Source organism: Virgibacillus sp. MG-45 (assembly GCF_036409425.1).
Lineage (GTDB): Bacteria > Bacillota > Bacilli > Bacillales > Amphibacillaceae > LDC-1.
The window spans coordinates 77,913-101,641 of the sequence record NZ_JAXOFU010000006.1 but is presented as its reverse complement, the minus strand read 5'-3'; the positions used below and the strand labels follow the sequence as shown (position 1 = coordinate 101,641).

Genomic DNA, 23,729 nt, shown 5'->3' with positions numbered 1-23,729 from the left:
ATTATTCTTCTCGTAAGAATAGGTTTCCAAATAAAAGAGAAGCTTCTAAACGAAGCTTCTCTTTTATCGTGAAACGGTTCGATCTTTTTTAATTTGCTTACTACGTAGCTGTCCACAAGCTGCGTCAATATCTGCTCCGTTTTCCCAGCGTACACCACTATTAATTCCATTCTTTTTTAAGGTTTCATGAAAGGCCGTTATTGCTGTTGTTTCACTTCGTTGGTATTGACTATGTTCATCCACACTGTTATAAGGAATAAGATTTACATAAGCTAAATGGCGTATGTTATAAAGCAGCTTTGCTAGCTGTACCGCTTCTTCCTTATGATCATTCACATCGCGAAGCATTATATATTCAAACGTAATTCTACGATTGGTTTGCTTTAAATAGTAATCAATCGAATCCATCAATTTTTCAATCGGAAATGCCTTGTTTATTTTCATAATACTCGTGCGTAGTTCATTATTCGGTGCATGCAAGGAGATCGCTAAATTAACCTGGAGGTTTAAATCAGCAAATTTATATATTTTATGGGCAAGTCCACTTGTTGATACAGTAATATGACGTGCTCCAATTGACAAACCTTCCTGATCATTTACGACATGAAGAAAATCGATCAGGTTATTAAAATTATCTAAAGGTTCGCCAATACCCATTACAACGATATGACTAACTCTCTCGCCTTTTCCAACATTATCTAAATGCGCTTGCACGTTCATAATCTGTTCTACTATTTCACCAGCAGTTAAATCACGGCTCTTGCTTAACAATCCACTTGCACAAAAGGAACAGCCGATATTACAGCCTACCTGCGTAGTAACACATACTGACAATCCATAATGAAATCTCATTAGTACGGTCTCGATTAAGTTACCATCTTCTAGCCGAAATAAAAACTTAATCGTACCATCCTTTGATTCCTGCTTAATTTCTTCTTCAAGTGTAAAAAGCGAAAAATGCGCTTCTAATAATGCAATACATTGCTTATTGACATTCTTCATATCAGAAAATTGCTTGACCCGCTTTTTATAAAGCCAATCCCACACTTGTCGAGCGCGAAACTTTTGTTGTCCTCTTTCCATAAGCCAGTCTGTTAATTGTTCATATGTCATTCCATAAATGGATGTTTTTTTCATCAAAATTCCTCTTTTCCAGTAAATACGTTTGTTGCAACATAATTTGGGATAAATCTTTACCTACCTATACTACTGAAAATCATGAATGGACGCAAACTTTTTTCTAATATTGCTTAAGCGAAAAAATGGTAAAACAGGAATAAGAAGCGTATCCTTTTTATACAAGGAGGTTTTGTAGAATGAATTCACTCATCTCTTCAAATGCAAAACGCTGGAAAGAGATTCCGTTATCTATTCTAGATTTAGTTCCTGTGCTTGAAGGCAGTGATGCTCGTACTTCCTTCCAAAATAGTGTTGATCTAGCACAGCATGCTGAAAACTGGGGCTATAATCGCTTTTGGGTTGCAGAACATCATAATAATCCTGGCATCGCTAGTTCCGCCACCTCTGTCGTCATCGGACATATTGCAGGCGCTACGAACACTATCCGTGTAGGATCAGGAGGTGTCATGCTTCCGAATCATGCAGCACTTATTATCGCTGAACAGTTCGGAACCCTCGATTCCCTTTATCCTGGGAGGATTGATCTTGGGCTCGGCCGAGCACCTGGAACAGATCAGCTAACAGCCTATGCACTCCGTAGAACATTAAACCAAAAAGCAGAGGATTTTCCGTTACAGGTGGAAGAATTAGAGGCGTACTTTAATGGTTCATCCCGTATCCGCGCTGTACCTGGAGAGGGTGCAAGCATCCCAATCTGGTTGCTAGGTTCCAGTGGATTTAGTGCACAGTTAGCTGCCTACAAAGGGCTCCCATTTTCATTCGCAAGTCATTTTGCACCAGATAATACACTCACAGCTATTCAATTATACCGCGATAACTTTCAACCATCTGACGTATTAAAGGAGCCTTATGTGATGCTTGGCGTAAGCGTCATCGCTGCCGATACCGACGAGGAAGCAGAAAGAATTGCTAGCTCGCAAAAACAAGCATTGCTTAGCTTACGTAGTGGAATGCCAACAAAGCTTCAGCCCCCAGTTGACAATTTCGAATCATTACAAGGATTTGGAATGAATGCAGGAAGCGAAATTACAGCCTCTATTATTGGTAGTCCTACTACAACAAGGGAGAAACTAGAAGAACTTATCCTAAAAACCGGTGCCAATGAGCTAATTATCACAGGACAAATTTACAGTCACGAAGCACGGCTTCACTCCTATGAAATCATTGCAAATATGATGGGATAATAAAGAGATACTTAAATATATCCCGACCTCTTTCATTGAGGCTGGGATATTCTATTAAGATAATGCCTTTAAGCCCGTAACACCAAAGATGATTGCAAGTAAGCTCACGATTCGCCCCAAGCTTTTTGATTCACCGAAAAACAACATGTTTAAAATAACTGCACCTGCCGTTCCGACTCCAGTCCAAACCGCATAGGCAACACTAACAGGTAAATATGCAAATGATGCATAAATAAAGGCAAAAGAAGCACCAAGGCCCCCAATATAAATAATGCCATTTTTAATGGTCCGATTTTTACTAAATAAGTTCAATCCCCAAACACCAATTAATTCATTAATAGCTGCCAAAAAAACGTATAACCAACCCATTATTGTGCAGCTCCTTCCACTTGTTTATCATCTGCTAGCTTCAACCCAACTACTCCACTAACTATGAGAAAAATAAAAAAGATTTTACCAAAGCTAATTTGTTCATCAAATAAGAAAAGGTCCATCAGGAATGTTCCAACTGTTCCTGCACCTGCAAAGATTGCGTACACTGTTCCTGTTGGCAAATACTCGCATGCTTTCGCTAGAAAATGAAGATCGAGTAAAATAAAGGCAACAATAAATACCCATTGCCACCATTCTGTGGCAGTATTAAACCCAAAAATCCAAACAAGCTCTGCTAAGCTCGTTAATACAACATACATCCAAGCTTTTTTCATTTTAATACTCCTTCACAATAAATGACTGACATTCAGTCATTGTTCCTTTTAAATATACTTTTTTATATCAATTATCAATATGCATACGGTCTTTGTTATGCTGTAACACCTAAGGCGTGTAGAGCAAAATCGAGCACCACTTGTTTCTTTTGTGCAACCCGCTTACCGTCCTCTTGCGAATATAAAAAGGTTTGTTCGGCAGCTGATTCAATTAATCCAATTAGTAAAACCGCTGTTTGCTCTGGATTAATGTTGCTACGAATAACTCCTTCTTGCTTCGCCGCTGCTAGCAGCTCACTCATCCATGAATAATATGGTGCATAAATTGCTTCCCATTCTTGTAAATACGCCGTAGAAGCAAGTCCCGCATAAATAAGTGCAAAGATTTCACGGTACTTTTCTGTAACCGAAAATGCCACATCAATCACCTGCTTTAATTTCGGTAAAAAATGCGTTTCCTGCTGTACCGTTTCCTTGATTTCTGCTAGCATTTTTTCAACCATTATTTCCGCTATCGATGGCATTACCGCAAGCTTTGATGAAAAGTAAATATAATATGTTCCTTGAGCAATACCTGCACGCTTCACAATATCGGATACCTTCGTCTTTTCAATTCCTTTCTCACAAAACACATCCATTGCAGCATGTATAATTCGTTGTTTTTTATTTTCCATAATTCCTCCCAGATAATGACTGATTGTCATTCATTATATCGCTTTTTAAAGAAGAGAGCAACCTTTTGTAATTGAAAAGAAGAACCAACTAACAGCTTTGTGTTGATCCTTCTCTTCCCTTAATCTTTCTATTGAAATATATTATGCATTAATTTTAGTTGCAATATCAATGGTGCGTTTTGCTTGATGCTTTACTGCTTCTTCCACATTTTCCACCATATTTCCATCCTGATCCACCGTTACACTTGTTCCGTATGGGTTTCCTCCTGCTGCAAAAGCAACAGCATCCGTATATCCAGGAGCTGCAATTACTGCACCCCAATGCATCATAGATGTATAAAGTGATAGAATGGTTGCTTCTTGACCACCATGTGCATTACCTGCAGAAGCCATTCCACTAACTACTTTGTTTACTGTTTTTCCTGTTGACCATAGGCCACCTTGCATATCAAGGAACTGCTTCATTTGTGATGGAAGGTTTCCAAATCGGGTTGGCACGCTGAATATAATCGCATCTGCCCATTCTAAATCTGCTGAAGTTGCTTCAGGAACGTCTTTTGTTGCTTCTACATGCGCTTTCCATGCTGAGTTAGACGCTATTGCTTCTGCTGGCGCAAGTTCTGGCACCTTTACTAATCTAACTTCCGCTCCTGCATCTTTTCCAGCTTCTTCAGCCCACTTTGCCAATTGATAGTTCGTGCCTGTTGAGCTATAGTAGATAATTGCTAATTTTACCTTTGACATTAAAATCTCTCCTTTTATTTTTCTAATCATGAGGCAATATTTTATTCCTTTTACAGCATTCCCTATTCTGAAATAAAAAATATTGTCATGTTATATTTCAAAGTAATCTTTGTTCAGATCATCTTTCCTTAGTGATTATAAACAATTTAATTACTTTATGTAAGTATAATATCTCATCCTATTACTTATGTCAAGTAAGTTAGTTATAAAAAGTAATTAGTTATCTAAAAACCGAGGACAAATGCGTCCCTGGCTTAATCAAATTCTGACTCTATTTAAAAATTCAACATTTTCTACTTAAAAGTGACTATTTCAACCACCCTTTTTCTCTCATTTTCGAAACCGCTTCAATTCGATTACTAACCTCTAATTTATCTAATATTACCGAAACATAATTACGGACTGTCCCTGTTGTTATAAAAAGTTTTTTGGAAATATCCTTCGTGCTTTTCCCTTGTGCAATAAGCTTTAAGACTTGCGCCTCTCTTTCCGTTAGCGGGTTTGCATCCTCAAACGCTAAATCAATTAGCTCTGGTGCGTAAACCTTTCTTCCATCCATAATTACACGGATAGAATTAGCCAATTCTTCACTTGGACTATCCTTAAGCAGGTATCCGTGGACATTCGCTTGTCGTGCTCGTTCAAAATAACCAGCCCGGGCAAAGGTTGTTAAGATGATGACCCGACAAGAATGATCCTTCAGTTCTTGCGCTGCATCCAACCCACTTTTGACAGGCATTTCAATATCCATGATACAAATATCTGGCTGCAGCTCTTCTACAAGCTTAAGAACTTCTCCACCGTCCTTCGCCTTTCCTACGACAGCCATATCTTCCTCCAAGTTTAACAAGGAGCCTAGCGCTCCAAGCAGCAATTGCTGGTCCTCAGCAATAACGATTCGAATCATCTTAATCCCCACCTTTCTTGCTTCTTTCATTTATTTAAAGCCCGCTTTTTGCTTTTGGCACTTTAATTAAAACCGTCATCCCATTTGTTGAAACAATTTCAAGGCTCCCATTTACAAATTCCAACCGTTCTCGGATTCCCCGAAGGCCGTTGCCACTATATAAATCAGGCTGCCCTTTCGTTCCTACTCCGTTATCCTTAATTTTCACACATAGTTCCCCTGCTGTTTGCTCCACATGAATTTCACATTGTGTCGCTTGACTATGCTTCACGATATTCGTTATAGATTCTTTTAAACACATGCTAACTACATTTTCTACAAGCAATGGCGTATTAGTAAGATCCGTGTTCCCTACGAGCTTCAAATCGATGCGTGCTGCCTTGAGCATTTGTCGTACACGAATTACTTCATCGGATAATTTGGCGTTTTTCATATTAGACACCATCTCACGTACTTCCTTTAATGCCGTTCTTGCTGTTTTATGTATATCTGTTATTTCCATTTTAGCTGCTTGTGGATCACGTATTACTAACTTTCCTGCCAAATCGCTTTTTAAACCGATGAGGGATAGTTTCTGTCCAAGTGTATCATGAAGATCTCGAGCGATGCGCTCTCTTTCCTCAATCACCATCAACTCAGCTATTTTCTTATTCGCATCCTCTAACTGGCCTTCTAACTGCTCTCTTTTATTTTTCGTATACAAATTAACTGGCAATAGGATGACCCCTATAATCGTAATAATGATAAAAGGAAACTGCGAAAAATACATCTGACTCTGGATAAAAAAACCTAGGGTAACTGCCGTAATCGTCGTTACAAGGTGAACTACATAAAGGGTTATAAAACCATTCTTACTTTGTATATTGCCGATATAAAAAGCGAGAAATAGTGAAAAATAGACATACCCAAAATAAAGGATCATGCCTAAACTCAAAACCATTTCTACTCCTACGGAAGCATAAACCGTCCAGCCTTGTTTAATGAATGCTAACCGATATGCAACAAAAAACAAGACAATCATAATAACCCCTAGAATTATTTCAGATGACGTAGATGATCGGATAATAAAATAAAATGGAAGTATACAAAAGGCAATCCATGCATATAAACTTAACCCCGTATTTTTCGGGAAAATATGAAACCAATTTTTCATCAGAAGTCTCCTCTGTAAAAGCGTAATTTAAGTATACCAAAAATGATTGCAATTATTTATTCTTATCGACCTTAGCGATAAATACGTTATCACAGGTTACATCAATAAAAATAAAGACCACCTATTTGTCCGAGTCCTCGCATCTAAAAAGATGCAATAGAACCTCTAACATCGTTATAGGCAGCCTTTATAAAGTGGTGACGTATTTCTCATACATCACATGATATACACAGCCTCCTACTTTTCCTGAAGGCTTGGACGCTGTGCTTTCAATTGAACTAGCATGTTCTTTTTCTTTAGATATGGTTTTACTTCCTTAAAGCTTAAGAAGATTTTATTTTCTTCATCATATAACCGGAAACGGAGTGACTGTAAACTTGTTTTTAGCGTAATTGTTGTTGCTTTTTTTAATGGTGGAGTTGATTCATGTGCCTTTTCTAAATGATAATTTGGAACTCTAGGGCTTAGGTGATGAACATGATGATATCCAATATTTCCTGTAATCCACTGCATGACTTTCGGAAGCTTATAATATGAACTACCATCTACTGCCGCTTTTACATAATCCCATTTTTCTTCATTTTCAAAGTAAGAATCTTCAAATTGATGCTGGACATAAAATAACCATATTCCTAGTGAACCTGAAATAAATAAGATTGGAGCCTGTACGATTAAAAATGCCTGCCAACCGATCATCCAAATAAGCAGACTATAAAGGAGTACAATCGATACATTGATTAAATACGTATTCCAGCGTTCTTTTCTTTTCGCGCCTTTTCGGTTAAATCGATTCGAAATAAGGAAAAGATACAATGGACCTAAACCAAACATAATAATTGGATTTCGATATAAACGGTAAGCTATTTTCTTCCATACAGATGCAGAAATGTACTCTTCTACTGTCATAATCCATACATCACCAGTACCACGCTTATCTAGATTACTGCTTGTCGCATGATGAATAGAGTGATCGCGTTTCCATTTTTCAAAAGCGAACAATGTAATGATACCTGTTAATGTACCGACAATGCGGTTCGCCTTACCACTTTTGAAAAAGGACATATGGGTACAATCATGAAAAATAATGAAAATCCGAATAACGAAGCCAGATGCTACGATGGAAAATACGAGTGATAGCCATATGGAAATGGATAAGCTTTCATAGGCTAAATACCAGAGAAGAAAGAATGGTACAATCGTATTACCTAACTGAATCATACTCGCCTTTAATTCCGACTTTGCATATGGTGCGACACTTTTTCTTAATTGCGCTTGTTTTTGTTTACTCATCATTTCCTCCTAACAGAACATATAATCATCCGAAAGTTTATTTGCTTTAATCAATTTCATAATCGGGCTTATTAGAATCCAGGTTATGCAATCTGTATTCCAACCGGATCTACCTCGATTTACGTGGGAACCGCCTAACTTCCTCGGAATAAACGGTGCTTTATATTTTGAAAACCTTTGCCCTCTATGAGCTGCTAATTATGAAATTTATTTATTAATATAAGCATAGGAGAAATGAGCTTTTCCTAAAAGACATAAATGTCAAGGAAGGTATATGACAAGTGTCATGGATGTAATCCGTGATATCAATTCCTGTCTTTTCTAACTATGCAATCGTATAATAGTAGGAAAATATTGGGGAGGTAGTCTTATGAATTCAACTCGTATCCTTGCTCAACTAAAGGGAAGAAAGCCAACAATTATGGGGATTGAGGAGCTGCGCACATCTGCCGTTTTGCTACCCCTCATCAACGTTAAAAATGAAGTTCACGTTTTATTTGAAACTCGATCAATGAATTTAAGAAGACAGCCCGGCGACATTTGCTTTCCTGGTGGAAGAATCGAATCTACTGATCAGGGGCCATTACAATGTGCCATTCGTGAGACGGCAGAAGAGCTAGGTCTTCAAAGCAGTGATATTATCGACGTTACACCACTCGACTACATCGTTTCTGACTTCGGTAGAATGATCTATCCTTATGCCGGAACAATAACACAGCCTGAAAAGATTACTCCAAACCCGCATGAAGTAGAGAATGTCTTTACGGTTCCATTACGCTTTTTCCAACAAACAGATCCAAAGCGTTATAATGTCAGTCTTCGCGTAACTCCAGAAGCTGACTTTCCATTTGATTTAATCGTTGGAGGAAAAGATTATAATTGGCAGGTTCCTCAGGTTGAAGAGCTTTTTTACCTTTATAAGGATAAAGTAATATGGGGGTTAACCGCAAAAATTGTAACGCATTTTGTCAGCTTGCTTACAGAAGAACATTCGAGCTAATGGATGATTATTTCTTTCTAAACGAATAAAAAAGGTACCATTCTCGTTGATTCCTATGTACCTATACGCAAGCAGAAGAAAATGAACGTCGGATTTTCCTCCCCCCAGAAGAAAATCCGACGTAAACTATGATTCCTATATGAACCCCTTTGTTCGATCAACTGAAAGTATTAACCTTAATCTTGCATCGTTCCTTTAGCTAAGAAATTAGTATGCCAGGACAATGCTTTTTCTAATACATGTGGTGTTTGTCCCCCACGTGTAATTGCCTCCTCAAAATAGCTTTTCAATTTTGATTGATATATTGGATGTGCACATTTTTCAATAATCAATGGTGCACGTTCACGAGGGGCTAAACCACGTAGATCGGCGTAGCCTTGTTCTGTAACAATGACATCTACATCATGCTCTGTATGATCAACATGTGAAACGAATGGAACAATGCTAGAAATGTCACCATTTTTGGCAATTGACTTTGTAACAAAAATAGCCAAACGGGCATTTCGAGCAAAATCACCAGATCCACCTATCCCATTCATCATCTTTGTCCCGGTAACATGCGTAGAATTTACATTTCCATAAATATCACATTCTAGTGCCGTGTTTACTGAAATTAATCCGAGCCTGCGAATAATTTCCGGGTGATTCGAGATCTCCTGCGGACGCATAATTAGCTTTTCCCGATACTTCTCGAAATTGCCATAAACCGTTTTCATTTTAGACTCGGAAAGCGTAATCGAACAGCAAGAAGCAATTGTAACTTTGCCTGCGTCAATTAAATCAAATACGGCATCTTGAAGCACCTCAGAATAAACCGCTAAATTCGTAAACTCGGAGTCAAGCATACCATGAAGCACCGCATTTGCTACAGATCCAATTCCTGATTGTAACGGTGCTAGCTCATTTGTTAATCTGCCAGCTGCTATTTCAGCACGCAGAAAGTCGGTTAAGTGACCCGCTATTTCTTTTGTTTCTTCATCAGGGGGGACAATTAGCGACGGTGAATCGATTTGATTGGTAAATACAATGCCTTTTATTTTAGCTTGATCGACTCGGATTCCTTCTGTTCCGATACGTTGTGAGACTGTTTTTAATGGAATAGGCGCTCGTTCACCTTGTTTTTCTGGACTATATAAATCATGTAGCCCTTCTAATTCCTCTGGCTGTGAAAGATTAATCTCCACAATAATATGTTTGGCATGCTCTGCAAATACGAGCGAATTTCCAATCGAAGTCGTAGGAATAATCGAGCCATCCTTTTTAATAGAAACCGCTTCCAAAATAGCGTAATCAATCGGTTCCATCACATTTGCTCGTATCAGTTCTGCTGTATGGGATAAATGCTGATCAATAAATAAATGGTCACCAGCGTTGATTTTTTTACGCATTGTTGCATCTGCCTGAAATGGCAGTCTTTTATGAATAATACCTGATGCTGCAAATAATTTGTCAATCTCTGATCCTAAAGAAGCCCCAGTATATACATTTACTTTAAATTGTTCATACTTGGCTCGCTCAATCAATGCATTTGGTACCGCCTTTACCTCTCCCGCACGTGTAAAACCACTAAGACCTAATGTCATCCCATCACCAATCCATGAAGCAGCTTCTTCTGCCGAGACAACACGTTCTCTTAAATTAGGAACTTGAATTCGTTCTAGCTCTCTCCCCATTATTTAATCATCCTTTTATGCACTTTTCACATAATTGTAACGTTTAATTAAAATGACTTGGGGATATAAAACGTAAAAACGAAATTTACGACTGAACGACAACATTTAATGTACAAAACAGTATTTTTTGCATATGCAGATTCGAGAATTCCCGTTCTCAAAATCCAAGAAGCTTTCGAAAATAGCTGGAATAGGATTGACTCACAGGAATTCGTGCCCCATTATTCATTTCTAGTATAAAGGTCGAATGGGTGTCTGGAAAAATATCTTTAATGTGATGTACATTAACGATAAAGGAGCGATGACAACGGATAAATAAATCGCGCGGCAATATATATTCAAATTCCTGCAGGGTTGTTTTATTTAACCCAAAAAAATTATCTGCATAAATATACGTTTTTCTATCCTTTACCTCGATATATTTTACCGATTGAAAAGGAATTGGTTTCCATCCATCTGCCGTTTTTACAGTTACAACGGATTTCCCTTCCGTAAAAGCTGGATAAATCGCTAAAACAGTCCCTGCCAGCTTGCCCTCCTGATGATACGGAACCGCCATTCCATGATAAGGAATTCCAAACACTTCCTTTTGAATAAATTCGGAAGCTTTTTGCTCAGATTGTAATGCTTTATAAGCAATCGTTCCTTGTTTTATCGGATATCCAGGATGAATCTTTAAGTCCACCCGCTTACTCGGTCGATAATAAACATATTCCTTTGTATTAGTGATACCAATTGAAATCTCATCCGAAAACAACTCTCCAATGACATCTAACAACGTGTTTAAATTCAATTGTTGCATGGGTAGACTCCTTTCTTCCATCTACAAAACGCAGCATCGTTTTCATGATAGACTGTTTTCCCCGCTCCCGCTAACGGCCTTTTTGAAAGGTAGCTGGCATGATTGCAGCTACAACTTCACCTTTTGCACAGCATACTTCTTCCGCAAATACTTCTGCTGTAATGCGCCATTTTTTAGGATGGATTTCTTCAACAGCTCCTATAATATGTAATGGTGTTTGTAGTGGGGTAGGCTTTACATAATCAACCTTTAGCGATGCTGTAACAAATCTAGGTGGCTCTAAACCATCACCAGGCTCATGTCCATTTTTTCGATGTAATGCAAGGGCTGCTGACCCAGTTCCATGACAATCAATAATGGACGCAATTAATCCCCCATATACAAATCCTGGAATAGCGATATGCTCTGGACGTGGTTGATAGATGGTTAGGGTCCGGTCATCTAGCCATCCTGTTCTAAGCTGCAGCCCCTGTTCGTTTAATCGACCACACCCATAGCACCAAGCATAATCCTCATCATAGTCGTCTTGAATCGCGTGCTTTACTTTATCATACATAAACGCTTCCCCCTTTTAGACTTAGTATAGCATGAAAATTTATTTTCCTTCCCTTTACTAAGGTTTACATGCATGCATTACCATTTAGCAAAACGAGGAAGTAATTTTGTCTATTTTTTGACTTTCTCCTTATTTCACGTTGCATAGGTTGTATTCCGTACTGCTTGACCATATAATAAAGAAAATAATAAAGAAAGATCGTGAGGAGAAGTATGGGAAAACGTATATTCTATTTTTTGTTAACAAATATTCTAGTTTTACTCACCATTAGTATTATTTTTTCTTTAATTGGTGGTGGGCGTTACATCGAAGGAAATCAGATTCAATTTGGCTCTTTACTTGTTTTTAGTGCGGTTATTGGTTTTACAGGATCATTTATATCACTAGCCATGTCACGCTGGGTAGCGAAAAGACTCATGGGAGTTCGTATTCTGGATCCAAATGCGAATCTTTCTAGTGAAGAAACTGCAGTCGTGGAGAAAGTACATCGTCTCGCAAGAGCTGCTGGCTTAATGCATATGCCTGAGGTAGGGATCTATGAATCTCCTGAAGTGAATGCATTTGCAACAGGACCATCAAAAAAACGCTCTCTTGTTGCTGTATCTAGAGGACTGCTCCATGAGATGGATGAAGATGCCATCGAAGGTGTCATTGCACATGAGGTTGCTCACGTTGCGAATGGCGATATGGTTACTATGACATTATTGCAAGGAGTAGTTAACACATTTGTTGTTTTCCTTGCGCGAATTGTCGCATTTGCGGTATCTCGTTTGGTTAAAGAAGATTTAGCGCCAATTGTACACTTTATCGCGATTATCGTATTTCAAATCGCATTTTCTATTCTAGGAAGTATTGTTGTCTTTGCTTATTCACGTCATCGTGAGTTTCACGCAGATCGTGGTGGGGCAGATTTAGCAGGAAAAGACAAGATGCGCCATGCATTAGAAATGCTAAAAGCATATTCAAATCGGATTCAAACCGAGGATCAGACAGCGGTTGCTACTTTAAAAATAAATGGGCAACGAAAAACGTCTCTATTTTCCACGCATCCAGCACTTGATGAACGTATCAAGCGTCTTGCCTAATTACATGATCATTTTAATCTAGCAAGAGATAACAAGACGCTAATAAGGATAGAAAAAAACAAAAATCGCCTGTATCCCAAGATCAATTGCATCGATTCGGAATGGGCGATTTTTCTTGTCTGCTTACTAAATGAAAGAGGCTGCCCCCTACGTTTTTTCAAACAATAGGAAACAGCGCTAGTTTCATATTAAAGATAGCTTATTTTTGCAAGCTAGCCATGTATTCTTTAAAATCTGAAATACTTGGATTTGTCATATAATGACCACCATCTACTTTGATCGTTTGACCAGTGATAAATCCAGCTTCATCTGATGCAAGGAATAATACCGTATTTCCGATATCATCTGCTTTTCCGTGATGTTTTACTGCATTATATTTCAAAAAGATGTCCTGTACAGCTGGTGGTAGATTCTTTTCTGCTGCTGGTGTCATAATTAAGCCTGGTGCTACTGCATTACAACGAATATTGTCTTTACCATACTGTGCAGCAATGTATTTCGTCAAATTGACAACAGCTGCTTTTGAAGCACCATATGCTGAACGAAGCGTATCTCCGGCGAATCCTGCCATTGAAGCTGTATTAATGATGGATCCTCCACCTGCTTTTTGCATGTGTGGAATCGCATAACGGCTTCCAAGTAAAACACTCTTTGTATTAACGTTCATTAATCGATCCCATTCATCAAGGTCGATATTTACAACATCTAAGTCCTTTTGTAAATTAGTTAATCCAACATTATTGTAAAGAACGGTTAGTGTTCCATATGTATTTACCGTGAAGTCAACCGCTTCTTTGATTGATTCTTCTTTTGATGCATCAAGGAATATACCTGTTGCTTCCCCACCATTTGCTTTAATATTGGCAGCCGCTTCTTTTGCGCCTTCCACATTAAAGTCACCAATTACAACCTTAGCTCCTTCTTTTGCCAACAAGTTAGCTGCAGACAAGCCGATTCCTGAAGCACCGCCTGTAACGAGCGCTACTTTCCCTTCTACTCTTCCCACTCTAAAAACTCCTTTGTTTTATCTATTCTATATTTCAATCGAATCATCTACTTCATTAACTTGTTTAATAGTTTTTGATGAATTCTTAGAAACCAGTGTAATTCTTCCTCTGTTAATCCCGCAAACACTTCTTGTCTAATTTCCTGTCCTTTTTGCTTTGCCTCTTTTAATAGATCGATTCCTTTTTCAGTAATCGAAAGTCGGACAACTCTTCGGTCATCAGGGTCGTTCATTCGAATTGCTAAACGTTCTTTAATTAATCGATTCGCGATATTCGTTAATGCTCCCGGTGTGTAGCCAAGCTCTTTTGCAAGTGTCGATTGCTTTTGAGGACCATGCTTTTCAATTTCAGCTAAAACAAGGATAGGCGAAATCCCAACCTTTTTAGGAAAGGATTTCGACCATCGTATTATCATTTCATTTGAGAACTGTTCTGATGCGCGGATTAATTCTAAAACACGATCACTATTTTCTGTCATCATGTTAGCGTAACTTAATCGATCCACCATCTACCATGATCGTTTGACCAGTAATATAGCTAGCATCCTCACTACCTAAAAATACCGCCACACGACCAAGGTCTTCTTCTAACTCGCCTAAGCGACCTAGTGGGATTTTTTTCAGCATACCTTCGTAATATTCCGGATTTGCTTTTGCCCAAGCTTGTACACCAGGTGAATTCGCAATTGGAGAAATTAAGTTTACATTAATACCAAATGGTCCCCACTCATTTGCAGCTACACGGCTAATCGCTCTAATCGCCTCTTTTGCTGCTGCATAAGAAGCTTGCGTTGCATCTCCATTTAATCCTGCCCCAGATGCAAAGTTAATAATATAACCCTTCGTTTCCTTTAAATATGGTAATGCTGCTTGCATTAAATAGAATGTTGGATAAAAACCTGTATTAAACGAAAGATCCATATCGTCTTGTGTTTGTTCTTCAAACGGCTTATTTCTAGAAGCATGTGCATTATTGACTAGAATGTCAAGCTTGCCATATTTGTCAATTACCTTTTGTACGATATCCTTCAATTTACTACGCTCTGCAAGGTTTGCTTGAATAAAAATTGATTCAGGACTAATTTGTTGTAGTTCTTTTAATGTTTCGTTTCCTGTATCTTCATTCAAGTCAACGATTGCTACCTTTGCTCCTTCTTTAACATATGCTTTAGCTATTCCACTCCCGATACCCCCTGCACCACCAGTAATGATAGCTACTTTTCCATCTAGCTTTCCCATGAAATCCAACTCCTTTTTGTTTTATACTAATTTATTTTAACATTAAACTATTTAACGTTAAAACAATATGCAACATGTAAATATATATTAATTGTTTCCATTTTTCAACCAATCCTTCTCTACATACGATGCTCCCTTTTCATTGTTTTAATCCCCCTCAATTAACTTAAATTGCTTATTTTTCTAGTGTTCTGTTATGAAGTTTGTTACTCTTTATATGGTGACTTCACACAACTAAATGCCCGTAAATAAATCGGATATTCATTTCACAGGGATGGGGGATCTTTCATGAAAAATCTAGTGATTTTAGGCGGGGGATATGGCGGTATTAAGGTTGCATTAGGACTGATCAACAAAGAGTTACCTGATGATGTTCAAATTATCTTGGTGGATAAAAATCCATATCATTCCTTAAAAACCGAATTTTTCACCATTGCCGCTGGAACCGCTGCAGAAAAAGATGTGCGGATGGACTTTCCAGAGAGCGATCGAATTACGTATTTTTATCACGAGGTTAAAAAAATAGACTCGGAGAACAATCAGCTATTATTTACGGATACGAGCACTGTATTGAACTTTGATTATCTTGTGGTTGGACTAGGCTGTGAGGATAATTTTCATGGAGTTCAAGGTGCAGACCAATTTACAGAAAGTGTACAATCTTTTTCGAAAGCGCGTCATACAGGGCTATCTGTCTGTAATTTAAAGGCTTATGGCAAGGTTACAATCGTTGGTGCAGGTTTAAGTGGGATTGAAGTCGCTTCTGAAATAAGAGAAAGTAGAAAAGATTTGAACATCCGCTTATTGGATCGTGGTTCTTCCGTTCTTCGCGCCTTTGATGCACGCATTCAAGCACATGTATCTGACTGGTTCTTAAAAAATGATGTTGAAGTATTACACCATGCTAATGTCGAGTACGTTGAAAAAGATGGCGTTTGTAACAATGGGGTTTGTTATGTAAATGATGTTACAATCTGGACGGCAGGTGTCCAGCCTCATCGATTAGTACGAGCTCTTCCTTTTGAAAAAGATGTCCATGAAAAAATTATCGTTAATGATTTTTATCAAGTTCCTTCAAAATCGAACATTTATGTTTTGGGTGACTGTGCTTCCTCCGAACACTCACCTAGTGGACAGCTTGCTGGACTACAAGGTGAGCAAATTGCGGATGTGTTATATGCAGTAATCCACAACAGAGAGCCCAAAAAACCAAAAGAGATTAAATTAAAAGGAACACTTGGATCATTAGGGAGATCTGATGGATTCGGGAACATGTTCCAGCAGCCATTTACGGGATTTTTACCAAGACTCGCGAAATCTGGCGTATTATGGTTAAGTAAGCGGCATTAAAAAAGCGCAATAAATGGAAGAAAACAACGTAACATTTATTATTTTTAGCCTCTGTAAAAGGAGTGTTGACCACTTATAATCGTTCGAAGAGACAAGTGATCAACACCCTTTTTACTTCTTTTTCTGACTAACATATTCATTCATTTCCCCTTCGCCTTGCGAATTGGAATTTTTAAAGGGACTTAACCTTCCATTACGATGCTCTCCATGATGTTGATTATCTTTAAATTGATTATTAAATTTCTTTTCCTTATTGACCATACAATACCTCCCTTCCTTTTTGTTCATTTAATAGTGTGTATCTTTTATATCCCTTTATTCGCAACATTTTTATGCTCTATCATGAAGGTTTGGCTTAGCTAACATGTCAAAAAGCTGCGCTTACTTAGATTGATGAAACATCTTTTTAATTAATTACGTCTTATATATGATTTTACGATGAGGAGGAAATAAAGAGTGGGCCACTCGAAAGCTTTCCATCCATCATACGATGAACGAGACAAACACATCATGAGTATTCATGATCCCATCGAGGCGATTGAAGTCATCATGAACACGTATGGCGATGAAATAAAACGATTAATTTTTACGTATTTAAAAAACGGCGCAGATACAGATGATGTTACACAGGAAGTATTTGTAACCGTTTATCAAAAATTACACATGTTTCAAGGGAAATCTACTCTCCGAAGTTGGATTTACGCGATTGCCATTAATAAATGTAAGGACTACTTAAGAAGCTGGCATTACCGAAACCAACGTCTCAAAGAAAAACTATCCATTGTAGGAGAAGAAAGCCGAACGAAAAACATGGAAACTCCTGAACAGGTAACCATTCAGCAGGATGAACAAAGTAAGCTTTTTGAACAAGTAATGGACTTACCCGTTAAATATAGAGAAGTGATTATTCTGTTTTATTTTAAGGAGCTAGCAACAAAGGAAATAAGCCAAATTCTAGAATTAAATGACGCTACCGTACGAACAAGACTAAACCGTGGTCGCGAGAAATTGAAAGCCCTCTTGTCCATGAATAGAGGTGAGAGTAATGAATAAAAATATAAAACAATTAAAAGCACATTATGAAAATAATCTCCCTGTAGCTTTTACAGAAGAAGATAAGCAGAATGTATTCCAAAAGATTAAAGCTACCCAGTCAAAGTCAAAGAATAAAGCGTTTTATCCTAAAGCTTTATTAACTGTCGGAATTACTGCCTTTGCCATCTTTATTGGCTTCGTTATTACGAATATTCCATTACAGCTTAGTACGGAGGATAATGCAAAAAGCATGTCAAATGAAAACGAGCAAATGGAACAGGAATTGGAAAAAAATGATGCTGAATTGGGTATCATGCAGGATGAGTCAAGTGAAGAGAAACGTTTTGATGACGTCTCCAACATATTTAACCCTGAAACAATCCAGTTTGGCGATGTATATAGTGGAATGACGGTAACAGAAGTGCAACGAGAAAAAGGACAAACGACAATTCTTTTTTCTGGAAACACACGATTGTCTGGGGAATTCCAATACAGGCAGGAGAAGCTCCAATTCAACGTATCCGAGCAAGCAATTCCTGACATTCCAATAGCGACTTCAGATAATGTGAAGCAAATTCCACTGTATTTTAAGGAGCAAGAAAAAGTAGAGGCAATGTATCAAATGAAGCCGGGCTTAGAGAATAAAGAAAGGAACATTAACATAACAGCTATCACGTATTTCTATTCTGAAAAAGCATCACGAATAGAACTTGAAATCGATCAAAGCGAATAACTTAACGATAAAGAAACCGTATTGCTAGGAAGGCAATACGGTTTCTTCAACTCTATTCTGCTCGTGGACTACTTTCAAAACCAATTTTCTTATGTGTTCCATCACAAAAGGGCTTATTCTCAGAATGGCCACATCGACAAAGCGAAAAAGCTTTTTTTGTTTCAAATACATTTCCTTCTGCATCAACTAACTCTACATTTCCAGATACACGAATTGATCCATTATCAAGGACTTTTAATTGTGCCTTTTCTTCCATTTGTTCATTCCTCCAATCCATCCCATACAATCGTTTAGTTTTTATCATACACCATTTCGACCTATTTCAAAAGGTGTCATAGAGCGAATTGTATATGATGCTATTTCCTCGTCAAAAACATCGCGTTGTCCTTCCTTTCATTATCAGTACCCTCGGTATTACAAAATGCATCGCCAAAATAATAGCAACGTAACGATAGAGTTATTGCCCTCATAGGCAAATCGTTTCCTTAACTAATCTGATTGAATCGTGTTTGTATAATTATATAAAAAAGTAAATGGCCCCTTGCAACGGTTCCTTGTTACAAAAGGGGCTTACATGAAGTAATGACAAAAATCATGTTACAGCAGTTTGGAAAATTGCTTTGCTTGCGCTTCTAGCTCTTTCGAAGAGCGGTTAAAATTCTTAAAATCATCTACCGTAATGTGAACGAGCTTCTGTCCATCTCCAACCTGCGATTGAACGGCTTGTGTGCCTTCACTTATGGCATGAATGTTCGTCATAATCTTTTCAGCTGTATCACGAATTTCAATAATTGACTGATCAACATGATTCGATAACTTACGTACCTCATCTGCAACAACACTGAAACCAAGACCATGTTCTCCAGCACGTGCTGCTTCAATGGCAGCATTTAATGAAAGCAAATTAGTCTGGGATGCTATTTTCCGAACAGTTTCAACAACCTTGCTAATGGAGCGTGCCTCATTTTGAAGTTCATGTAGCATCTCTGTATTTGTCTTCGATACATTTGTAATATGATCAATTGCAGCTAATAGGGACTCTGAACGTTCAATCCCTTCCTCTGCTTTATCATTTAACGTACTGGACATGTCTTCTAAATGTGTCGCGACCTCTGATAGCGTATTAAACCTTTCCGTAATATTCGTAGCAACCTTGAACACACCAATGATCTCTGTATGAGCGTCGTTATAAATGGGCATATAGGTCGCCTCTAGCCATACCCGTTCGCCAGCTTTATTGCGCCGCTCTATTTTGTCTTGAAAGCTCTTTCCTGAAAATAAACTTTGCCAAAAGCGATTGTATTCATGACTATTTGAAAAATCATCAAAGCATAACGCCTTATGAGGCATGTTCATAAGCTCTGAACGGTTATAGCCAAACGTTTCAGAGAATACTTCATTGACATAAGCAATCCGACGATCCCGATCAAAACGAACCATCGATAAATTCTCCTCTAATGCTTTAACAACATGTTGATCTGTAACATCCTCACCTGTTTTGAACCGTGATATGTCCATATGTTTATCCTCCTCGATATATATAAACCGGTGATTGACGTTAAATGTCTTGCACACAGATTCAGTACTTTATACCCTATTTTTTCTTTTATAAACCTCGTAATCATTTTGATATAATTATGACAGCAAAAAATATAAGACACAATGTTGAAACAAACAGAAAAGTAAAACACGAAGCTCAGGATACCTAGATATGAGTGGTGAGTTAGTATTGTTATTTTAACTTGGTTTATCACGCAATCCTAACCGTCAACAAAAAACCTCTCATATGAAATAGCGCTTCACATGAGAGGTTTAATGGTCGTTCTAATCAGTTAAAATTATATGCTATAACGATTTTTTCTCTGTCGTTTGGTCATTAAAGTATTCGTACATATTCCTAAATATGAACCAGAAACATTGTAGACATTTGTATAGCCTAAATGCTGTAACGTATGTATTTCACACAAAGTTTGTATTGGATAGTAACACACTCCTTTTTGTTGAGATCGTCGCTTTCTTTTCGCCTAACCATACTTTACTCTTCGTCATATTCTCTTTCATTATCTGCATATGATCGTTAACCCGACAGCTTGCCGTACCACCTACAATATTCCTTGCATGAATGATTCTCTCTAGCTGTAACACATCAAAAACATCCGCTTCAATCAGATTGGAAAAGGATTGCATGTCTTCTAACGTAAGATCTAAAAGATATTTCTCTTTTTCTTCCATTTATTCATTCCTCCAATCTATCCCATACAATCGTTTAGTTTTTATCCACCATTTCGACCTATTTCAAAAGGTGTCATAGAGCGAAATGTATATGGTGCTATTTCCTCGTCAAAAAATCGGTAGAAGGATGCAGGAAAGAGGTAGTAGAAACTTTTGCTTATTGTTGCTTTCACATCTAACGGACTATATACGAACAGATAGGAAATGGATACGATGAGACTGTGGGAAGTAGAAGGTTTTTTGGAGGTGATATTTTTTGTAAGCGCTTTATAAGTTGCGGTTAATTACAGCAAATAATTGGACAAGGAGTGATTTCCATGAAGATGACACGAACAGTTTTTGTATTCAGTATTATCTTTCTAATGCTCTTCTTTCCAGCAATTGTTCCTGCAAAAGGATGGGATGATGGAACAAAGCCAGGCTGGGGAGATGGTGAAAAAGCAAAACATGGTTGGATAACAAGTAAAATAAAGCATATGACGTTGGAAGAAAAAATTGGACAATTATTTATCATTCATATGTATGGGCAAACTCCAGAAGATCCAAATTATGAAGCGAAAAACCTCCAAATGAATCGTGGAGCTAAAAATTTTAAAGAAGCGATTGAAAAATACCATCTTGGTGGTGTGATCTATTTTAATTGGACAGACAATATAGGGATGCCCTTGGATGCTGAGCAAGTGCAGGATTTATCAAATGGACTACAAGAAATAGCGACAGACCAGCGAATGCCAATCCCACTCTTTGTTTCTACAGATCAAGAGGGTGGCATTGTTCAACGTGTGACAAGTCCAGGAACTGTTTTCCCTGGAAATATGGCTTTAGGTGCTACACGATCGACTGATAAAGCTGCAAATGCTGCAGGCATTATGGGTGATGAGCTTTATAGCTTAGGAATAAATATGAATTTTGCTCCTGTGGCAGATGTGAATATGAATCCAGCTAATCCTGTTATCGGTGTAAGGTCCTTTTCCGAGGATCCAGATCTTGTCTCAGACATGACGGTAGCACAGGTACAAGCCTACCAAGATAAAAAGCTAATTCCGTCAGCGAAGCATTTTCCTGGTCATGGAGATACTGCTGTTGATTCTCATTATGGACTTCCGATTATCAATCATGATTTAGAAACATTATACAATGTAGATTTAAAGCCTTTTCAAGCAGCAATCGATGCTGGCATAGAAGCAATAATGACAGCACATATTGTCGTACCTGCCTTAGATGATTCTGGCTTACCTGCTACATTATCGAAGCCCATTTTAACTGATCTACTCCGAGAAGAAATGGACTTTGATGGGTTAATTATTACGGATAGTCTCGGCATGTCTGGAGCGAACGTTGTTCCTGAAGATCGAGTTGCTGTTGAAGCGTTTAAAGCTGGTAATGATATATTGCTCAACCCTCCGAATGTAGAAGTTGCATACCGTTCGATGGTCGAGGCGGTAACGTCCGGTGAAATTAGTGAAAGACGTGTAGATGAATCGGTGTATCGTATTTTAAAAGCAAAAATGGAAAAAGGGTTATTTGGTGATCCGTTTGTCGATGAAGATGCAATAGACAACATCGGTTCTGAAGAGCATTTACAAGAAGCGATGAATATTGCGAATGAAAGTATTACACTTGTTAAAAACAGTGGTGGGCTTCTTCCGCTACAGCAAGACCAAGCATTATTCGTTGCTGGTCCTTCTGCTGGTGCACCAGTATCACTAACCGTTGAATTGCAAAATAAGGGATTTGAAGCAAGTAGTTTTTCAACAAGTACTTCACCGACAGCAACAGAGATTGAAGAAGCTGCAAGGCTGTCAGAATCAGCGGATGTCATTATCGCACCAACTTATCGTGCCAACACAAATGGCGCCCAAGAAAGACTTGTCAAGGCACTAATGGATACCGGAAAGCCCGTTATTGCGATTGCAATGAACAATCCTTATGATGTCATGGCATTTCCAGAAGTGAATGCATATGTTGCAACGTACGGCAACAAGGATGTATCTGTCCAAGCATTGGCTCGTATCCTAGCTGGGGAAATAAATCCACAAGGAAAGCTCCCTGTTACAATTCCAGGGCTTTACAACTACGGCCATTCATTAAGCTATTAAAGACTAGTTAAATAAACATTCCGTTAGAATATAAGGAGGAAATACATTTGAAGAATAAATTAATAAAGATTGCACTAATAGGTACAATGGTTCTCGGAACATCGATAGCTGGTTCTCCGGCAATTCACGCTGTAGGAAACGGACCAAACTATGGAGGAAATGAAGCCATTCAAACTTCAATATTCCATACACATTCTGAAATGGCTAGCTTTCTAAAAAAGCAAGAAAAAAAGCAGGAAGCAATGGAGCTAGAAGTGATCGGTCAATCCGTTAAGAACCGTGACTTATATTTAGTAAAATATATGAAAAACCCTGCTAATCCGACCATCTTATTTCTAACACAGCAGCACGGAAATGAAGCTTTAAATACCGAGGCTGCACTTGATTTTATTAAGCAAATGGGTTCTGGTAAAATGAAGGACATGCTTGATGGCGTAAATATTTTAATCGTTCCGATGCTCAATCCCGATGGAGCTATGGGAGATGTGAACTTCTCATTAGATGACTATATTGCAGATGGCGACCGTCATATGACACGTTATAATGCCAATGAAGTAGACTTGAACCGTGATCATGTTGATCGCATTCAACCTGAAACAAGCGCACTTCACGAGCAGGTGCTAGGTAAATATGACATTGATTATATGATTGATTTACATCATCAGGCAACACAAAGCGAAAGAGATGAACAGCTCGTTTCTGGCTCTATTCTTCATCCGACAACTGAAAATGTTGCTGCCGATGTTTTATTAAAATCAAAACAGCTTGGTGCAGTCGTATATGATGCCATACAACCAAAAGGCTGGGGGCACCTCGCAAAATACGCGGGCGGATCTGCTGAAACAATTAGCCGTAATGGTATTGCGGTAGAATATGGTATTGCAACACTTTTATTTGAGGTTCGTGGAATGGCTGATCATTATCGTGACTCCTATATTCTCGGGCAAAAAAGTAATGGATACCTTATAAAGCAAACAGTGCTAACGATGGAAGAAACCGCTAAAGCAATTGCGGATCAATCGATTCAACAAAAAGATATTTCTTTCTGGGATACACTTGAAACGCAAAATAGAAGGCCAACCGAATAATAAGCTTCTTCATGTATTGCACGCCAGTTAGG

26 protein-coding genes are annotated in these 23,729 nt (G+C 38.2%); 8 read left to right on the top strand and 18 right to left on the bottom strand.

Annotated elements, in window-relative coordinates:
- Positions 1 to 63 precede the first annotated feature (63 nt).
- A complete protein-coding gene (rlmN, locus tag SPK86_RS08420; protein ID WP_284140261.1) occupies positions 64 to 1,137 on the bottom strand; it encodes a 23S rRNA (adenine(2503)-C(2))-methyltransferase RlmN in 1,074 nt (357 codons plus the stop codon).
- A gap of 179 nt (positions 1,138 to 1,316) precedes the next feature.
- Between rlmN and SPK86_RS08415 the strand changes: the two genes are divergently transcribed.
- On the top strand, positions 1,317 to 2,324 hold the full coding sequence (locus SPK86_RS08415) for an LLM class flavin-dependent oxidoreductase (protein WP_330949099.1): 1,008 nt from the start codon (positions 1,317 to 1,319) through the stop codon (positions 2,322 to 2,324).
- 54 nt (positions 2,325 to 2,378) lie between these two features.
- On the opposite strand, the gene SPK86_RS08410 is transcribed toward SPK86_RS08415, so the two are convergent.
- The 7 genes from SPK86_RS08410 to SPK86_RS08380 all read right to left on the bottom strand — a co-directional run bounded on the left by SPK86_RS08410 (position 2,379) and on the right by SPK86_RS08380 (position 7,799).
- Positions 2,379 to 2,693, bottom strand: coding sequence for a DMT family transporter (locus SPK86_RS08410; protein WP_284140263.1), 315 nt, complete (start codon positions 2,691 to 2,693; stop codon positions 2,379 to 2,381).
- The gene (locus tag SPK86_RS08405; RefSeq protein ID WP_284140264.1) at positions 2,693 to 3,031 is read right to left on the bottom strand and encodes a DMT family transporter; all 339 of its coding nucleotides are present in this window, start codon (positions 3,029 to 3,031) and stop codon (positions 2,693 to 2,695) included. Before SPK86_RS08405 ends, SPK86_RS08410 begins: the two co-directional genes overlap by 1 nt.
- A gap of 95 nt (positions 3,032 to 3,126) precedes the next feature.
- On the bottom strand, positions 3,127 to 3,705 hold the full coding sequence (locus SPK86_RS08400) for a TetR family transcriptional regulator (RefSeq protein ID WP_284140265.1): 579 nt from the start codon (positions 3,703 to 3,705) through the stop codon (positions 3,127 to 3,129).
- A gap of 141 nt (positions 3,706 to 3,846) precedes the next feature.
- Complete coding sequence (gene wrbA, locus SPK86_RS08395; RefSeq protein ID WP_284140266.1) at positions 3,847 to 4,449, bottom strand: NAD(P)H:quinone oxidoreductase; 603 nt, start codon at positions 4,447 to 4,449, stop codon at positions 3,847 to 3,849.
- 307 nt (positions 4,450 to 4,756) lie between these two features.
- Positions 4,757 to 5,356, bottom strand: coding sequence for a response regulator transcription factor (locus SPK86_RS08390; RefSeq protein ID WP_284140267.1), 600 nt, complete (start codon positions 5,354 to 5,356; stop codon positions 4,757 to 4,759).
- Positions 5,357 to 5,390: 34 nt separating this feature from the next.
- On the bottom strand, positions 5,391 to 6,509 hold the full coding sequence (locus SPK86_RS08385) for a sensor histidine kinase (protein ID WP_284140268.1): 1,119 nt from the start codon (positions 6,507 to 6,509) through the stop codon (positions 5,391 to 5,393).
- Between the two features lie 237 nt (positions 6,510 to 6,746).
- The gene (locus SPK86_RS08380; RefSeq protein ID WP_284140269.1) at positions 6,747 to 7,799 is read right to left on the bottom strand and encodes a fatty acid desaturase; all 1,053 of its coding nucleotides are present in this window, start codon (positions 7,797 to 7,799) and stop codon (positions 6,747 to 6,749) included.
- A 370-nt stretch (positions 7,800 to 8,169) separates the two neighbouring features.
- On the opposite strand from SPK86_RS08380, the gene SPK86_RS08375 reads away from it, so the two are divergent.
- Positions 8,170 to 8,799, top strand: a complete 630-nt coding sequence (locus SPK86_RS08375) for an NUDIX hydrolase (protein ID WP_284140270.1) — start codon at positions 8,170 to 8,172, stop codon at positions 8,797 to 8,799.
- A gap of 176 nt (positions 8,800 to 8,975) precedes the next feature.
- Here the strand turns inward: SPK86_RS08375 and SPK86_RS08370 are convergent, their stop codons facing one another.
- The 3 genes from SPK86_RS08370 to SPK86_RS08360 all read right to left on the bottom strand — a co-directional run bounded on the left by SPK86_RS08370 (position 8,976) and on the right by SPK86_RS08360 (position 11,830).
- The gene (locus SPK86_RS08370) at positions 8,976 to 10,472 is read right to left on the bottom strand and encodes an acetyl-CoA hydrolase/transferase family protein (protein ID WP_330949098.1); all 1,497 of its coding nucleotides are present in this window, start codon (positions 10,470 to 10,472) and stop codon (positions 8,976 to 8,978) included.
- A 157-nt stretch (positions 10,473 to 10,629) separates the two neighbouring features.
- Positions 10,630 to 11,274, bottom strand: coding sequence for a LytTR family DNA-binding domain-containing protein (locus SPK86_RS08365; RefSeq protein ID WP_284140272.1), 645 nt, complete (start codon positions 11,272 to 11,274; stop codon positions 10,630 to 10,632).
- Positions 11,275 to 11,344: 70 nt separating this feature from the next.
- On the bottom strand, positions 11,345 to 11,830 hold the full coding sequence (locus SPK86_RS08360) for a PaaI family thioesterase (protein ID WP_284140273.1): 486 nt from the start codon (positions 11,828 to 11,830) through the stop codon (positions 11,345 to 11,347).
- A 212-nt stretch (positions 11,831 to 12,042) separates the two neighbouring features.
- Between SPK86_RS08360 and htpX the strand changes: the two genes are divergently transcribed.
- Complete coding sequence (gene htpX / locus SPK86_RS08355; RefSeq protein ID WP_284140274.1) at positions 12,043 to 12,915, top strand: protease HtpX; 873 nt, start codon at positions 12,043 to 12,045, stop codon at positions 12,913 to 12,915.
- 199 nt (positions 12,916 to 13,114) lie between these two features.
- On the opposite strand, the gene SPK86_RS08350 is transcribed toward htpX, so the two are convergent.
- The 3 genes from SPK86_RS08350 to SPK86_RS08340 are packed head-to-tail and all read right to left on the bottom strand — an operon-like array spanning position 13,115 to position 15,160.
- Positions 13,115 to 13,921: an SDR family NAD(P)-dependent oxidoreductase gene (locus SPK86_RS08350; RefSeq protein WP_284140275.1), complete on the bottom strand. Its 807-nt coding sequence runs from the start codon at positions 13,919 to 13,921 to the stop codon at positions 13,115 to 13,117.
- Between the two features lie 47 nt (positions 13,922 to 13,968).
- Positions 13,969 to 14,403 (bottom strand): MarR family winged helix-turn-helix transcriptional regulator, encoded by a 435-nt coding sequence (locus SPK86_RS08345; protein ID WP_330949097.1) that lies wholly within the window; start codon positions 14,401 to 14,403, stop codon positions 13,969 to 13,971.
- Between the two features lies 1 nt (position 14,404).
- A complete protein-coding gene (locus tag SPK86_RS08340) occupies positions 14,405 to 15,160 on the bottom strand; it encodes an SDR family NAD(P)-dependent oxidoreductase (protein WP_284140277.1) in 756 nt (251 codons plus the stop codon).
- Between the two features lie 288 nt (positions 15,161 to 15,448).
- Between SPK86_RS08340 and SPK86_RS08335 the strand changes: the two genes are divergently transcribed.
- Entirely contained in the window at positions 15,449 to 16,510 is a 1,062-nt protein-coding gene (locus SPK86_RS08335; RefSeq protein WP_330949096.1) for an NAD(P)/FAD-dependent oxidoreductase, read from the top strand.
- A gap of 111 nt (positions 16,511 to 16,621) precedes the next feature.
- Here SPK86_RS08335 and SPK86_RS08330 read toward each other — a convergent pair whose 3' ends face one another.
- Positions 16,622 to 16,771, bottom strand: coding sequence for a hypothetical protein (locus SPK86_RS08330; RefSeq protein ID WP_284140279.1), 150 nt, complete (start codon positions 16,769 to 16,771; stop codon positions 16,622 to 16,624).
- 195 nt (positions 16,772 to 16,966) lie between these two features.
- Here SPK86_RS08330 and SPK86_RS08325 point away from each other — a divergent pair, with 195 nt between their 5' ends.
- Positions 16,967 to 17,563 carry a sigma-70 family RNA polymerase sigma factor gene (locus SPK86_RS08325; RefSeq protein ID WP_284140280.1) on the top strand — a complete coding sequence of 199 codons (597 nt, stop codon included), beginning with the start codon at positions 16,967 to 16,969 and terminating at the stop codon, positions 17,561 to 17,563.
- Positions 17,556 to 18,278: a hypothetical protein gene (locus SPK86_RS08320; protein WP_330949095.1), complete on the top strand. Its 723-nt coding sequence runs from the start codon at positions 17,556 to 17,558 to the stop codon at positions 18,276 to 18,278. The genes SPK86_RS08325 and SPK86_RS08320 overlap by 8 nt, the downstream gene beginning before the upstream one ends.
- A 52-nt stretch (positions 18,279 to 18,330) precedes the next feature.
- On the opposite strand, the gene SPK86_RS08315 is transcribed toward SPK86_RS08320, so the two are convergent.
- From SPK86_RS08315 to SPK86_RS08305, 3 genes are all read right to left on the bottom strand, one after another.
- A complete protein-coding gene (locus SPK86_RS08315; RefSeq protein WP_284140282.1) occupies positions 18,331 to 18,534 on the bottom strand; it encodes a CDGSH iron-sulfur domain-containing protein in 204 nt (67 codons plus the stop codon).
- A 341-nt stretch (positions 18,535 to 18,875) separates the two neighbouring features.
- Positions 18,876 to 19,796 carry a methyl-accepting chemotaxis protein gene (locus SPK86_RS08310; protein ID WP_284140283.1) on the bottom strand — a complete coding sequence of 307 codons (921 nt, stop codon included), beginning with the start codon at positions 19,794 to 19,796 and terminating at the stop codon, positions 18,876 to 18,878.
- A 441-nt stretch (positions 19,797 to 20,237) separates the two neighbouring features.
- Positions 20,238 to 20,510, bottom strand: coding sequence for a hypothetical protein (locus SPK86_RS08305; RefSeq protein WP_330949094.1), 273 nt, complete (start codon positions 20,508 to 20,510; stop codon positions 20,238 to 20,240).
- Between the two features lie 317 nt (positions 20,511 to 20,827).
- On the opposite strand from SPK86_RS08305, the gene SPK86_RS08300 reads away from it, so the two are divergent.
- Complete coding sequence (locus tag SPK86_RS08300) at positions 20,828 to 22,609, top strand: glycoside hydrolase family 3 protein (protein ID WP_330949093.1); 1,782 nt, start codon at positions 20,828 to 20,830, stop codon at positions 22,607 to 22,609.
- An 86-nt stretch (positions 22,610 to 22,695) separates the two neighbouring features.
- The gene (locus tag SPK86_RS08295; protein ID WP_443089768.1) at positions 22,696 to 23,697 is read left to right on the top strand and encodes a M14 family zinc carboxypeptidase; all 1,002 of its coding nucleotides are present in this window, start codon (positions 22,696 to 22,698) and stop codon (positions 23,695 to 23,697) included.
- Positions 23,698 to 23,729 lie beyond the last annotated feature (32 nt).

Excerpts from the sequence above, each read along its gene's own strand:
- SPK86_RS08390 (WP_284140267.1), bottom strand. The coding sequence starts at position 5,356 with ATGATTCGAATCGTTATTGCTGAGGACCAGCAATTGCTGCTTGGAGCG.
- SPK86_RS08385 (WP_284140268.1), bottom strand. The coding sequence starts at position 6,509 with ATGAAAAATTGGTTTCATATTTTCCCGAAAAATACGGGGTTAAGTTTA.
- SPK86_RS08405 (WP_284140264.1), bottom strand. The coding sequence starts at position 3,031 with ATGAAAAAAGCTTGGATGTATGTTGTATTAACGAGCTTAGCAGAGCTT.
- SPK86_RS08365 (WP_284140272.1), bottom strand. The coding sequence starts at position 11,274 with ATGCAACAATTGAATTTAAACACGTTGTTAGATGTCATTGGAGAGTTG.
- SPK86_RS08415 (WP_330949099.1), top strand. The coding sequence starts at position 1,317 with ATGAATTCACTCATCTCTTCAAATGCAAAACGCTGGAAAGAGATTCCG.
- SPK86_RS08370 (WP_330949098.1), bottom strand. The coding sequence starts at position 10,472 with ATGGGGAGAGAGCTAGAACGAATTCAAGTTCCTAATTTAAGAGAACGT.
- SPK86_RS08400 (WP_284140265.1), bottom strand. The coding sequence starts at position 3,705 with ATGGAAAATAAAAAACAACGAATTATACATGCTGCAATGGATGTGTTT.
- SPK86_RS08320 (WP_330949095.1), top strand. The coding sequence starts at position 17,556 with ATGAATAAAAATATAAAACAATTAAAAGCACATTATGAAAATAATCTC.
- SPK86_RS08295 (WP_443089768.1), top strand. The coding sequence starts at position 22,696 with ATGGTTCTCGGAACATCGATAGCTGGTTCTCCGGCAATTCACGCTGTA.
- rlmN (WP_284140261.1), bottom strand. The coding sequence starts at position 1,137 with ATGAAAAAAACATCCATTTATGGAATGACATATGAACAATTAACAGAC.
- SPK86_RS08330 (WP_284140279.1), bottom strand. The coding sequence starts at position 16,771 with ATGGTCAATAAGGAAAAGAAATTTAATAATCAATTTAAAGATAATCAA.
- SPK86_RS08380 (WP_284140269.1), bottom strand. The coding sequence starts at position 7,799 with ATGAGTAAACAAAAACAAGCGCAATTAAGAAAAAGTGTCGCACCATAT.
- SPK86_RS08375 (WP_284140270.1), top strand. The coding sequence starts at position 8,170 with ATGAATTCAACTCGTATCCTTGCTCAACTAAAGGGAAGAAAGCCAACA.
- SPK86_RS08335 (WP_330949096.1), top strand. The coding sequence starts at position 15,449 with ATGAAAAATCTAGTGATTTTAGGCGGGGGATATGGCGGTATTAAGGTT.
- SPK86_RS08300 (WP_330949093.1), top strand. The coding sequence starts at position 20,828 with ATGAAGATGACACGAACAGTTTTTGTATTCAGTATTATCTTTCTAATG.
- SPK86_RS08340 (WP_284140277.1), bottom strand. The coding sequence starts at position 15,160 with ATGGGAAAGCTAGATGGAAAAGTAGCTATCATTACTGGTGGTGCAGGG.
- SPK86_RS08345 (WP_330949097.1), bottom strand. The coding sequence starts at position 14,403 with ATGATGACAGAAAATAGTGATCGTGTTTTAGAATTAATCCGCGCATCA.
- SPK86_RS08410 (WP_284140263.1), bottom strand. The coding sequence starts at position 2,693 with ATGGGTTGGTTATACGTTTTTTTGGCAGCTATTAATGAATTAATTGGT.
- htpX (WP_284140274.1), top strand. The coding sequence starts at position 12,043 with ATGGGAAAACGTATATTCTATTTTTTGTTAACAAATATTCTAGTTTTA.
- SPK86_RS08310 (WP_284140283.1), bottom strand. The coding sequence starts at position 19,796 with ATGGACATATCACGGTTCAAAACAGGTGAGGATGTTACAGATCAACAT.
- wrbA (WP_284140266.1), bottom strand. The coding sequence starts at position 4,449 with ATGTCAAAGGTAAAATTAGCAATTATCTACTATAGCTCAACAGGCACG.
- SPK86_RS08315 (WP_284140282.1), bottom strand. The coding sequence starts at position 18,534 with ATGGAAGAAAAGGCACAATTAAAAGTCCTTGATAATGGATCAATTCGT.
- SPK86_RS08305 (WP_330949094.1), bottom strand. The coding sequence starts at position 20,510 with ATGGAAGAAAAAGAGAAATATCTTTTAGATCTTACGTTAGAAGACATG.
- SPK86_RS08360 (WP_284140273.1), bottom strand. The coding sequence starts at position 11,830 with ATGTATGATAAAGTAAAGCACGCGATTCAAGACGACTATGATGAGGAT.